Source organism: Nocardioides sp. zg-DK7169, from assembly GCF_013155365.1.
GTDB lineage: Bacteria > Actinomycetota > Actinomycetes > Propionibacteriales > Nocardioidaceae > Nocardioides.
This window is the reverse complement of the sequence record NZ_JABJRA010000011.1, coordinates 29,925-41,895: the sequence shown is the minus strand read 5'-3', so window position 1 is coordinate 41,895 and position 11,971 is coordinate 29,925. Positions and strand designations below refer to the sequence as shown.

Sequence of the window (11,971 nt, the reverse complement as noted above, 5' to 3'; positions counted from 1 at the left end):
ACGGCTAGATTGCGGCCATGGTGGTCTCGGAGCGCATCGGGCAGCTGTTCCTCGAGCACGACGGCGGCCGCGACCGCCTGGAGTACACCGAGTACGGCGCCGGGCCGGCGTGGGTGGTGCTGCTGCCGGCGCCGCTGGTCCCGCGCCGCATGCACCAGCGCCTCGCCCGCACCCTCGCCGAGCAGGGGCTGCACGTGCTCACCCTGGACCCGCTCGGCCACGGCCGCTCGGACCGCCCTGCGGACCCGCACGTCCACGCCACCACCGCCTGGGCCGAGCAGGTGCTGGCGCTGCTCGACCACGTCGGCGCCGACGCGGCGGTCGTCGGCGGGACCTCCCTGGGCGCGAACGTCGCGCTCGAGGTCGCGGTGCTCGCCCCGCAGCGGGTGCGCGGCCTGCTGCTCGAGGCCCCGGTGCTGCACGGCTCCCTCGAGCTCGGCCTGGCGGCCGCCGCGCCGCTCCTCCTCCTCGCACGCCACGTCCCCTGGGCCATCGACGGCGTACGCCGCCTGACCCGGCCGGTGCCCCGCGGACTGGTGCCGTTCTGGGCCGGCATCGGGCTCGACGCGCTGGACCAGCGCCCGGCCCCGGTCGCGGCACTGATGCACGGGGTGCTCTTCGGGCCGGTCGCGCCGCCCGCGGCCCGGCGCCGCCGGATCACGGTGCCGGCCCTGGTGGTGGGGCACCGCGGCGACCCGCTGCACCGCGCCTCCGACGCCGAGCTGCTGGCCGCGGAGCTCGCGGACGCGACCCTCGAGGTGGCCCGCAGCCCGTGGGAGTGGCGCGCGCGACCACGTCGGCTCGACGAGGCCGCGGCGGCGCTGGCGCTGCGCGCCTGGCAGCGCCCGGCCCGGCGGCGCGCCGGGGGCTGAGCTGTTGGGGGCGGCTGGGGGACTGGGGGACAATGGAGGCGTGCCGCTCTACCGCGACGAGGCGATCGTCCTGCGCACCCACAAGCTGGGCGAGGCCGATCGCATCATCACCCTGCTGACCCGCCACCACGGGCGGGTGCGCGCCGTCGCCAAGGGCGTGCGCCGCACCACCTCGCGGTTCGGCTCGCGCCTGGAGCCGTTCACCCATGTCGACCTCCAGCTCGCCGAGGGGCGCAACCTCGACACCATCACCCAGGCCGAGACGCTCACGCCGTTCCACGCCGGGCTGGGCCTGGACTACGACCGCTACACCGCCGGCACCGCGATGCTCGAGACCGCGGAGCGGCTCGCGGCCGAGGAGCGCCAGCCCTCGGTCCAGCAGTTCCTGCTGCTCGTGGGCGGGCTGCGGGCGATGGCCTCGGGCCAGCGCGCACCGGGTCAGGTCCTCGACTCCTACCTGCTGCGCTCGCTCGCCGTGGCCGGCTACGCCCCCTCCTTCGAGCACTGCTCGCGGTGCGGCCTCGAGGGCCCGCACCGCTGGTTCAACCCCTCGATGGGCGGGGTGCTGTGCAGCACCTGCCGGCTGCCCGGCTCGGCGTCGCCGGCTCCTGAGACGATCGAGGTCCTCGGCGCGCTGCTCGCCGGCGACTGGCCGGTCGTGGAGTCCGCGCAGCCGCGCCACCTCAAGGAGGCCAGCTCGCTGGTCGCGGCGTACCTCGCCTGGCACCTCGAGCGCGGCCTCCGGTCGCTGGCCTACGTCGAGCGGTGAGCACCCGCGCTAGTACTCTCCGGGGGTGAAGCGAGCCGTCCGCCGACCGACCCCGCACCCCTCCGGAGCCACGCCTCCCGCGATCCCCCGCGAGTTCGTCCCCGAGCACGTCGCCATCGTCATGGACGGCAACGGACGCTGGGCCAAGGAGCGCGGTCTCCCGCGCACCCGCGGCCACGAGCAGGGCGAGAGCTCGCTGTTCGACGTCGTCGAGGGCGCGATCGAGATCGGGGTCAAGGCAATCTCCGCCTACGCCTTCTCCACCGAGAACTGGTCGCGATCGCCCGACGAGGTCCGCTTCCTGATGGGCTTCAACCGCGACGTCATCCGCCGCCGGCGCGACGAGATGCACGAGCTGGGGGTCCGGGTGCGCTGGGCCGGCCGCACGCCGCGGCTGTGGCGCTCGGTGATCAAGGAGCTCCAGGTCGCCGAGGAGCTCACTGCCGACAACGACGTGCTGACGCTGACGATGTGCGTCAACTACGGCGGTCGCGCCGAGGTGGCCGACGCGGCGCGCTCGATCGCCCGGGAGGTCGCCGCCGGCCGGCTCAACCCCGACAAGGTCGACGAGAAGGTCTTCGCCCGTCACCTCTACGTGCCCGAGCTGCCCGACGCCGACCTGGTCTGGCGCACCTCGGGGGAACAGCGGCTCTCCAACTTCATGCTCTGGCAGGCCGCCTACAGCGAGTTCGTCTTCACCGACGTGCTGTGGCCCGACGTCGACCGGCGCCACCTGTGGGCGGCAGTGGAGACCTACGCCCAGCGCGACCGCCGGTACGGCGGGGCGCTGCCGAACGAGGCCGGCGCCGGGAGCTGAGCCCGCGCCTGCGGCCACGAGCCAGGGATCAGGCGCAGGAGGCGCAGGTCCCGAAGATCTCCAACGAGTGGCTGACGTCGGAGAAGGAGTGCTCCGCGGCGATGGTGCGCGTCCAGCGCTCGACGGCCGGGCCCTCGACCTCCACGGTGCGCCCGCACGAGCGGCACACGAGGTGGTGGTGGTGGGTGTCGGAGCAGCGCCGGTACAGCGCCTCCCCGTCCTCGGTGCGGAGCACGTCGAGCTCCCCGGCCTCGGCGAGGCGCTGCAGGGTGCGGTACACCGTCGCCAGGCCCACCGGCTCGCCGCGCTGGCCGAGCAGCTCGTGGATCTCCTTCGCGGAGCGGAAGTCGTCGACCGAAGCCATCGCCTCGGCGACTGCGATGCGCTGGCGGGTGGGCCGCAGGGGGGTGGTCTCGATGGGGCTCATGGCCGGTGCCTCCGGTCTGCTCGGTGGTGTCGGGCTGCCCGCCCGACGGGTCGTGCGGGGTGGTGCGGGTGCTCCGTTCAGTGCTCGTCGTAGTGCTCGCCGTGCGGCGCGTGCCGGTGCCCGTCGTGCACGTAGTCGACGTGGTCGCCGTGCGGCACCGCCACGTGGCCGCAGTCCGGGCCGTGCTGGTGGTCGACGTGCTCCTCGACGCAGACCTCGTGCTCCGGCTCGGGGTCGTCGGGGAACGGCGCGTGGATCCGCTTGCGGCGGCGCAGCCACGCGCCGACCGGCCAGGTGATGAGGAAGCAGGCCAGGGCGAGCAGGACGATCGTCGGGCCGGGCGCGATCGTGGCGTGGAAGGACGCCCATGCCGAGATCAGCAGACCGCCGACGGAGGCGAGCATGCCCAGTCCCATCGCCGCGGCGAGGGTGGTGCGGAACGAGCGGGTGACCTGCTGGGAGGCCGCGACCGGCACGACCATCAGCGCGGAGACCAGCAGCAGGCCGACGGTGCGCATCGCGACGGTGACGGTCACGGCGGCGAGCACCGCGACCAGCACGTTGTAGAAGCGGACCTTCAGGCCGGCCACGCGCGCGAACTCCTGGTCCTGCGCCACCGCGAAGAGCTGCGGGGACAGCCCCAGGCACAGCAGCACGACCACTGCCGCGAGCACCATCGTCACCACGACGTCGCCGGGCGAGATGGTGGTGATCGAGCCGAAGAGGTACTGGTTGAGCCGCGACTGGCTCAGCCCGCCGAGCCCCGCGATCAGCACGCCGCCGGCCAGGCCGCCGTAGAAGAGCAGGGCGAGCGCCACGTCGCCGTTGGTGTGGCCGCGCTCGCGGATCACCTCGATCAGCACCGCGCCGAGCACCGCGACGACCACGGCCGTCCACGTGGGCGAGGCCCCGGTGAGCAGGCCGAGCGCGACGCCGGTGACCGCCACGTGGCCGATGCCGTCGCCCATCAGCGAGAGCCGGCGCTGCACCAGGTAGGTGCCGATCGCGGGTGCGGCGAGCCCGGTGAACAGCGCGGCCAGCAGGGCACGCTGCATGAAGGGGAGTCCGAGCAGCTCGATCACGGGTGGCCCTCCGTCGGTCCGCCGTCGAGGGGGGCCGCGACGTGCGGCGCATGGTCGCGGTGCGGCGGTGCGTCGTGCACGCCGTGGGCGTGGTGGTGCCCGTGCAGCAGGTCGACGTCGGCCGGGCCGGCGTGGTCGCCGAGGGGCGGCCCGTCGTAGACGATCCGTCCGCCGCGCATGACGACCGAGCGGTCGACGAGAGGCGCCAGCGGGCCGAGCTCGTGGGCGACCAGCACGACCGTCGCGCCGCGCGACTTGAGCTCGCCGAGCGAGGCGGCCAGGGCGCGCTGGTTGGCCAGGTCGACGCCCGCGGTGGGCTCGTCGAGGAAGAACAGGTCGGGGCGACCGGCCAGGGCGCGGGCGATCAGCACCCGCTGCTGCTGGCCGCCGGAGAGGGTGGAGACGCCGTCGCGGGCGCGGTCGGCGAGGCCGACGACCTCGAGCGCCTCGTGGATCGCGGCGCGGTCCTCGCGCGACATCGGGCGCAGCAGCCGGCGCCGGGTCAGCCGCCCGGCCGCGACGACCTCCCACACCGAGGCCGGCACGCCCGAGGCGGCGCCCGGGCGCTGGGGGACGAAGCCGATGCGCTGCCAGTCGTGGAACTGCGCGAACGGGGTGCCGAAGAGGCGCAGCTCGCCGTGGCCCAGGGGACGCAGCCCGGTCAGGGCGCGCACGAGCGTGGACTTGCCGGAGCCGTTGGCGCCCATCAGGGCCACGAACTCGCCCGCGGAGACCGCCAGGTCGATGCCGCGCAGGATCGGGCGCCCGGCGATGGCCACCGAGCCGCCGGTCAGGTGGACCGGTCTCACCTGCATGAGTTGGCCTCCTGGAGGGCGGCGAGGTTGGCGCGCATGAGGGACAGGTAGTCCTCGTCGGCCGTCTCGTCGCTGAGCCCCTCGAGCGGGTCGAGCACCGAGGTCTCCAGGCCCAGGTCGTCGGCCAGCGCGGCGGTGAACTGCCGCGGGGCCAGGCGCTCGGAGAAGACGGTGGTGATCCCCTCGGCACGGATCAGGCGCTGCAGCGCGGAGAGGTCGGCCGGGGTCGGCTCGGCGTCGGGGGAGAGGCCGGCGACCGGGTCGAAGTGCAGGTCGTAGCGGTCCTCGAGATAGCCGAAGGCGTCGTGGGAGACCACGACGGTGTCCAGGTCGCAGCTCGCGAGGCCCTCGCGGAACTCCTCGTCCAGCGCCTCGAGGTCGGCGCGCAGCCTCGCGGCGCCCTCCTCGTAGGCCGCGGCGTTGTCGGGGTCGACCTCGCTCAGCGACTCCGCCACCGCGTCGCCGAGGTCGGCCATCCGCAGCGGGTCCTGCCAGAAGTGCGGGTCCTCGTCGCCGTGGTCGTGGTCGGCGTGGTCCTCGCCCTCCCCGTGGTCCTCGCCCTCCCCGTGGTCGGAGTGCCCGGAGTCGGAGCCCGAGCCGTGGTCGTGGTCGTGGTCCTCCTCGACCGGGAGCAGGTCGACCACGTCGGCCGCGTCGAGGACCTCGCCGGTGGCGTTCTGCTCGGTCGCCTCGTCCACGGCCGGCTGGAAGCCCTCGAGGAGCACGACGAGGTCGGCGGCGGAGAGCGTCGCGGTCTCCTGGACGGTCAGCTCGGCGTCGTGCGGGTCCTTGCCCGGGGCCGAGACGGCCTCCACGTCGACCAGGTCGCCGCCGACCCGCTCGGCGACGTACTGCAGCGGGTAGAAGCCGGCGGCGACGCTCACCTTGCCGTCGTCGCCCCCGCTGCCCGAGTCGTCGCTCAGGGCGCCGCAGCCCCCGAGCGTCGTCGCCGCGGTGAGGGCCAGGACGGCGAGGGCGGGGGTACGGAGACGGCGGGACGGAGAACGCATGAGAACGATTCTCAAACAGATGAGAATCGTTGTCAAAAGTCAGGGGAGTGGCGTTCGGCACTAGGGTCGGGGACGTGCTGGTCGTCAACCGATTCCGGGTCACCCCGCAGGAGCAGGACGCCTTCCGTGACGCGCTCGAGGACGCCCGCGCGGCCCTCGCCGCCTGTCCCGGCTTCGTCTCCGGCACCATCGGGCGCAACGTCGACGAGCCCGCCCTGTGGGTGCTGGCCACGACCTGGGAGGGCCCCGGGGCCTACCGCCGGGCGCTGTCCTCCTACGACGTGAAGGTGCGCGCCGTGCCGGTGCTCGGCCGGGCCGTCGACGAGCCGGGCGCCTACGAGGTCGTCGAGCCCGGGGCCGCGATCAACGAGGCCCGCGCCCGCTCGCTAGGCTGATCCTTTCTCGCACGCCATCTTCGGCCGGCAGCCAGCCGGCCGCGAACAGGAGCTCTCAGAGTGGCCAAGCCGCCCGCATCTGCCGTCGACAACGTCGTCTCCCTCGCCAAGCGCCGGGGGTTCGTGTACCCGTGCGGTGAGATCTACGGCGGTACCCGCTCCGCCTGGGACTACGGACCGCTCGGCGTGGAGCTGAAGGAGAACATCAAGCGCCAGTGGTGGAAGTCGATGGTGACCTCCCGCGACGACGTCGTCGGGCTGGACTCCTCGATCATCCTGCCGCGCGAGACCTGGGTGGCCAGCGGCCACGTCGACACCTTCAACGACCCGCTGACCGAGTGCCAGTCGTGCCACAAGCGCTTCCGGGCCGACCACCTCCAGGAGGCGTTCGCCGAGAAGAAGGGCATCGCCAACCCCGACGACGTCGACCTCAAGGACGTCGCGTGCCCCAACTGCGGCACCCGCGGCGCCTGGACCGAGCCCCGGGAGTTCTCCGGGATGCTCAAGACCCACCTCGGCGTCCTCGAGGACGGCTCGGGCCTGCACTACCTGCGCCCGGAGACCGCCCAGGGCATCTTCCTCAACTTCGCCAACGTCGTGACCTCCAGTCGCATGAAGCCGCCGTTCGGCATCGCCCAGACCGGCAAGAGCTTCCGCAACGAGATCACGCCGGGCAACTTCATCTTCCGCACCCGCGAGTTCGAGCAGATGGAGATGGAGTTCTTCGTCAAGCCCGGTGAGGACGAGGAGTGGCACCAGTACTGGATCAACGAGCGCCTGAACTGGTACGTCGACCTCGGCGTCGACCGCGACAACCTGCGCCTCTTCGAGCACCCGAAGGAGAAGCTGTCGCACTACTCCAAGGGCACCGTCGACATCGAGTACCGCTTCCGCTTCGCCGGCTCGGAGTGGGGCGAGCTCGAGGGCATCGCGAACCGCACCGACTTCGACCTCTCCACCCACGCCAAGCACTCGGGCCAGGACCTCAGCTACTACGACCAGGCCAACAACGAGCGCTACACGCCGTACGTCATCGAGCCGGCGGCCGGCCTCTCGCGCAGCCTGATGACCTTCCTGGTCGACGCCTACACCGAGGACGAGGCCCCCAACACCAAGGGCGGCGTCGACAAGCGCACCGTGCTCAAGCTCGACCCGCGCCTGGCGCCGGTCAAGGTCGCGGTGCTGCCGCTGAGCCGCAACGCCGACCTGTCCCCGAAGGCGAAGGCCCTGGCCGCCGAGCTGCGCCGCAACTGGAACGTCGACTTCGACGACTCCGGCGCGATCGGTCGCCGCTACCGCCGCCAGGACGAGATCGGTACGCCGTTCTGCGTGACCGTCGACTTCGACACCCTCGAGGACGACGCGGTCACGGTCCGCTCGCGCGACACGATGGAGCAGGAGCGGATCGGTCTGGACGGCATCAGCCGCTACTTCGCCGAGCGCCTGCTCGGCTGCTGATCGGAGCCCACGTGCACACTGGGGTGAAGCGGCTTCGGCGGATCGCGACGTCCTCGGTCTCCTCGCTCGCGGCGCTGGCGCTCGGGGCCGCGCTGCTCGCCGGGTGCTCCTCCGACGGCGGCTCCGACGACGCCGGTGGATCATCCCCGGACGCCTCGTCCCAGGGCTCCGAGCCGGGCTCCGGCACCGCCGATCCGGGCTCCGAGCCCGGGTCGGGGGACGGCTCGGAGTCGCCGTCGGTCGAGCCCTACCTGCCGGTGCCCGACGGGGTCGAGCTGACCGCGCCGGGCAGCGCCCTGGGCCTCGGCGACACCGCGGTGGTCGCCTGGGAGCCGCGCCAGAAGAAGGTCGGCGTGCTCGAGGTGACCGTCGAGCGCCTGGAGCGCACCACCTTCGAGCGCTCCTTCGGCGGGTGGAAGCTGGACGACGCCGTGCGGCGCACCACGCCGTACTTCGTGCGCGCGAAGGTCGCCAACGTGGGCGCGAGCGACCTCGGTGGTGCCGAGGTGCCGCTCTACATCGTGGACGGCAAGAACCGGCTGGTGAGCTACTCGCGCTTCGCGAGCAGGTTCCAGCCGTGCGCGAGCACCGACCTGCCGAAGCCGTTCCGGCCCGGTCAGGAGCGCTCGATCTGCCTGGTCTACCTCGCGCCCGAGCGCGGCCGGCTGACGGCGGTGAGCTTCCGGCCCACCGAGCAGTTCGACCCGATCACCTGGACCGGCAAGGTCCAGCAGCTCGGCGCGAAGGGCGGCCAGAAGAACGGCCAGAAGAAGAACGGCCAGAAGAACTAGCCGCTCCCCGCACGCGCCGGGCGAGCAATTTGGGAGCGCGCGCGGTGCGGTCGACAATGTGCGGATGACCACGACCACCGCCGCACCCAGCACGCCCGTGAACGGCGCCCGCGCCGGCCTGGCACTCGGGCCGCTGCAGGTCGCGGTCCCCGTCGTCCTCGCGCCGATGGCGGGCGTGACGAACGCGGCGTTCCGCCGCCTGTGCGCCGAGCAGGGCGCCGGCCTCTACGTCTGCGAGATGATCACCTCCCGCGGCCTGGTCGAGGGCGACCAGCACACCCGCGACATGCTCGTCTTCGACGAGCTGGAGACGACCCGCTCGGTGCAGCTCTACGGCACCGACCCGGTCACCGTCGGGCGCGCGGCGCAGATCCTCTGCGAGGAGTACGGCGTCGCCCACATCGACCTCAACTTCGGCTGCCCGGTCCCCAAGGTGACCCGCAAGGGTGGCGGCGGCGCGCTGCCGTGGAAGCGCGGGCTGCTCGCCGAGATCCTCGAGGAGGCGGTCGCCGCGGCCACGCCGTACGACGTGCCGGTGACGATGAAGACCCGCAAGGGCATCGACGCGGACCACCTGACCTACCTCGACGCCGGGCGGATCGCCCAGGAGTCCGGGTGCGCGGCGATCGCGCTGCACGGGCGCACCGTGGAGCAGGCCTACTCCGGCGTGGCCGACTGGGACGCGATCGGCGAGCTCGTCGAGCACGTCGACATCCCCGTGCTCGGCAACGGCGACATCTGGGAGGCCGCGGACGCGCTGCGGATGATGGAGCACACCGGTGCGGCCGGCGTCGTGGTCGGCCGCGGCTGCCTGGGCCGGCCCTGGCTGTTCCGCGACCTGGCCGCGGCGTTCACCGGCGAGCAGGTCGCGACGCTGCCGGTCCTGGGCGAGGTCTGCGCGATGATGCGCCGCCACGCCGAGCTGCTCGCCCAGCACATGGGGGAGGAGCGCGGCTGCAAGGAGTTCCGCAAGCACGTCTCGTGGTACCTCAAGGGCTTCCGCGCGGGCGGGGAGATCCGGCGCAACCTCGGGCTGGTCGACTCCCTCGCGGCGTTGGACCGTCTCCTCGAGGAGCTCGACCCGAGCGAGCCGTTCCCGGTCTCCGAGCTCGGCGCGCCCCGCGGGCGACAGGGCTCCCCGCGCAAGCGCGTGGTGCTGCCGGAGGGCTGGCTGGACGACGCCGACGGCGCCGGCTGCGCCCTCGTCGACGACCTGGACGCGGGCTCCGGGGGCTGACCCGGCGCCGGACGGCGTGAGCCGACACACGGTGCCGGAACCCCCAAAGATTGGGGACGGCTCTCCGGGATGTGGTTGTGTGGCGAGAGCGCCGGGACCGCAGCCCGCGGAACCGGCGCATGTTTCTGCCCCGCAACAGCAAAGGATCAGCGCTGTGGCACATCGCCACAAGCGGGACACCAATGCCCGCAAGCCCCGTGCCATCGTGATCGCTGGCCCCCTCGCCTTCCTGGCGACCGCATCCGCCGTCGGCCTCGGCGTCACCGTCGGTGAGCCCGAGAGCGCCGAGGTGATCAGCGCCTCGAGCCCGAGCGTCTCGCCCGCCGAGGCGACCGAGGACGCCTCGCCCTCCGCCGCAGCCGAGCCGCGCAAGGCCGCGGCCACCCCCTCCACGGCCGCCAGCCGCGGCCCCGTGCTCTCCCGCAGCGCCTCGCGCTTCGAGCTGCGCGAGCTCACCCCTGCCGAGAAGATGATGGCGCCCGCCGCGGTCCGCACCGCGATCGACCAGGCCGACACCCGGCTGTGGGCGACCGAGGACCTCAATGTGTGGACCCTTCCGGGCGACCAGGCCCAGCAGGTCGGCACCCTCGAGGCCGGCGAGAAGGTCCTCGTCACCGGCCGCGACCTCTACGGCCGCGACGAGGTCGTCGTCGACGGCGCCTCGCGCTGGGTGACCTCGGGCTACCTCAGCGACGAGGAGCCCACCCCCGATCTCGGTGGTGCCTGCACCAACGGCACCTCCGTCGGCGGCGGTGTGAGCCCCAACATCGTCAACGTGCACGCCGCGGTGTGCGCCGCGTTCCCCCAGATCACCAGCTACGGCACGCTGCGCAGCGACGGTGAGCACGGCCAGGGCCTGGCCATCGACATCATGGTCAGCGGCGACCTCGGCTGGGAGATCGCGGAGTTCATCCGCGCGAACCGCGTCGAGCTCGGCGTCAGCTACCTGATCTACGCCCAGCAGATCTGGTCGGTGGAGCGCTCCGGCGAGGGCTGGCGAGGCATGGAGGACCGCGGCTCGGTGACCGCGAACCACTACGACCACGTGCACGTCACGACCTACTGAGCACACCGCGTCGTACGCATCTGAGCCGGGTCGCCCCACGTGGGCGCCCCGGCTCTCGCGGTTTCGTGCCTACAGTGGTCTAGCGACCACTGAGGAGGTGCGGCGTGGCGGAGACCCCCTTTCACGCGATCGTGCTCGAGGACAACGCCGACGCCGCGCGCTTCCTGCGGATCGTGTTGGAGCGCCATGCCGGCATGCAGGTCGACGTCGTCACGACCGCGGAGGCCGCGCTGGACCGGCTCAGGCGCGACTCCTACGACGTGATGGTGAGCGACATCGAGCTGCCCGGGCGCTCGGGGCTGCAGATCCTCCCGGAGGTGCGCAGGCTCGACGCGGCGCTCGGGGTCATGATCGTGACGGCCTACCCCACCTACGACCACGCCGTGACGGCGCTGCGCGAGGCGGCCGACGACTTCCTCTCCAAGCCGGTCGCGGCGAGCGAGCTCGCCGCACGGGCCACGGTCCTGGCCCGGCGGGCGCGCGAGCGACGCCGTTCGCCGGGAGGTGAGACCGAACGCGTGCTCGCCGTCGGTGCGCACCCCGACGACCTCGAGATCGGCGTCGGCGCGACCCTGGCCGCTCACGCGGCCGCGGGCGACGAGATCACGCTGTTGACCCTCTCGGGCGGCGCCGTGGGCGGCGCGACGGGGGAGCGGCACCGCGAGGCGCTCGCCGCGGCCGCGGTGATCGGGGCTCGGCTGATCCACCTCGATTTCCCCGACACCCGGCTGATCCCCGCCGAGGGCATCATCACCGCCATTGAGGAGGTCGTCGCCGAGGTGAGGCCGGACCGGATCTACACGCACGGCGTGCACGACCGCCACCAGGACCACAGGGCGGTGCACGAGGCGGTCGAGGTGGCCGGGCGCACGGTGCCGAACGTGTGGTGCTTCCAGAGCCCGTCCTCGACGGTCAACTTCGCTCCCAACCGGTTCGTCGACGTGGACGGGTTCGTCGAGACCAAGCTGCAGATGCTCGCCGCCTTCACCTCCCAGGCGCACCGCGACTACATCCAGCCCGAGGTCGTGCGGGCCGCGGCCTGCTACTGGGCGCGCTTCAGCCCGGCCCGCGCGGTCGAGCCGCTGGAGACCATGCGGGCGAGCGAGTCCGTCGCCCGGGTCTCGGCGGTCGCGGCGGCGCCGGCGGTCCCCGACTACGGCAGCGAACACGGGGAGACGCGCGAGCACGGGCGTCAGGACGAGGAGGCGGGCTGAACCCCGACGGCCGGTTCC

The 11,971-nt window shown here is 73.1% G+C and carries 13 protein-coding genes; 9 read left to right on the top strand and 4 right to left on the bottom strand.

What is annotated here, in order from left to right; genetic code table 11:
* Nucleotides 1-17: 17 nt before the first annotated feature.
* Genes HOQ23_RS16290 through HOQ23_RS16280 form a run of 3 tightly spaced genes read left to right on the top strand, consistent with a single transcriptional unit; the run spans nt 18 to nt 2,458 of the window.
* Nucleotides 18-872: an alpha/beta fold hydrolase gene (locus HOQ23_RS16290; protein WP_172215748.1), complete on the top strand. Its 855-nt coding sequence runs from the start codon at nt 18-20 to the stop codon at nt 870-872.
* Between the two features lie 40 nt (nt 873-912).
* The gene (recO, locus tag HOQ23_RS16285; protein WP_172215746.1) at nt 913-1,641 is read left to right on the top strand and encodes a DNA repair protein RecO; all 729 of its coding nucleotides are present in this window, start codon (nt 913-915) and stop codon (nt 1,639-1,641) included.
* 25 nt (nt 1,642-1,666) lie between these two features.
* Entirely contained in the window at nt 1,667-2,458 is a 792-nt protein-coding gene (locus HOQ23_RS16280) for an isoprenyl transferase (RefSeq protein WP_172215744.1), read from the top strand.
* 28 nt (nt 2,459-2,486) lie between these two features.
* Here HOQ23_RS16280 and HOQ23_RS16275 read toward each other — a convergent pair whose 3' ends face one another.
* The 4 genes from HOQ23_RS16275 to HOQ23_RS16260 form a co-directional block, all read right to left on the bottom strand.
* Entirely contained in the window at nt 2,487-2,885 is a 399-nt protein-coding gene (locus HOQ23_RS16275; protein ID WP_172215742.1) for a Fur family transcriptional regulator, read from the bottom strand.
* 77 nt (nt 2,886-2,962) lie between these two features.
* Nucleotides 2,963-3,964 (bottom strand): metal ABC transporter permease, encoded by a 1,002-nt coding sequence (locus HOQ23_RS16270; protein WP_367650552.1) that lies wholly within the window; start codon nt 3,962-3,964, stop codon nt 2,963-2,965.
* The gene (locus HOQ23_RS16265) at nt 3,964-4,782 is read right to left on the bottom strand and encodes a metal ABC transporter ATP-binding protein (RefSeq protein ID WP_172215740.1); all 819 of its coding nucleotides are present in this window, start codon (nt 4,780-4,782) and stop codon (nt 3,964-3,966) included. Before HOQ23_RS16265 ends, HOQ23_RS16270 begins: the two co-directional genes overlap by 1 nt.
* A complete protein-coding gene (locus HOQ23_RS16260; RefSeq protein WP_172215738.1) occupies nt 4,773-5,792 on the bottom strand; it encodes a metal ABC transporter substrate-binding protein in 1,020 nt (339 codons plus the stop codon). Before HOQ23_RS16260 ends, HOQ23_RS16265 begins: the two co-directional genes overlap by 10 nt.
* A gap of 74 nt (nt 5,793-5,866) precedes the next feature.
* Between HOQ23_RS16260 and HOQ23_RS16255 the strand changes: the two genes are divergently transcribed.
* From HOQ23_RS16255 to HOQ23_RS16230, 6 genes are all read left to right on the top strand, one after another.
* Nucleotides 5,867-6,187: an antibiotic biosynthesis monooxygenase family protein gene (locus HOQ23_RS16255; RefSeq protein ID WP_172215736.1), complete on the top strand. Its 321-nt coding sequence runs from the start codon at nt 5,867-5,869 to the stop codon at nt 6,185-6,187.
* Between the two features lie 60 nt (nt 6,188-6,247).
* On the top strand, nt 6,248-7,645 hold the full coding sequence (locus tag HOQ23_RS16250; RefSeq protein WP_172215734.1) for a glycine--tRNA ligase: 1,398 nt from the start codon (nt 6,248-6,250) through the stop codon (nt 7,643-7,645).
* An 11-nt stretch (nt 7,646-7,656) separates the two neighbouring features.
* Complete coding sequence (locus HOQ23_RS16245; RefSeq protein WP_172215732.1) at nt 7,657-8,436, top strand: hypothetical protein; 780 nt, start codon at nt 7,657-7,659, stop codon at nt 8,434-8,436.
* Nucleotides 8,437-8,500: 64 nt separating this feature from the next.
* Nucleotides 8,501-9,673, top strand: coding sequence for a tRNA dihydrouridine synthase DusB (gene dusB / locus HOQ23_RS16240; RefSeq protein ID WP_172215730.1), 1,173 nt, complete (start codon nt 8,501-8,503; stop codon nt 9,671-9,673).
* A 154-nt stretch (nt 9,674-9,827) separates the two neighbouring features.
* Nucleotides 9,828-10,739, top strand: coding sequence for a hypothetical protein (locus HOQ23_RS16235; RefSeq protein ID WP_172215728.1), 912 nt, complete (start codon nt 9,828-9,830; stop codon nt 10,737-10,739).
* Nucleotides 10,740-10,843: 104 nt separating this feature from the next.
* The gene (locus HOQ23_RS16230) at nt 10,844-11,953 is read left to right on the top strand and encodes a PIG-L family deacetylase (protein WP_172215726.1); all 1,110 of its coding nucleotides are present in this window, start codon (nt 10,844-10,846) and stop codon (nt 11,951-11,953) included.
* The last annotated feature ends 18 nt before the right edge of the window (nt 11,954-11,971 follow it).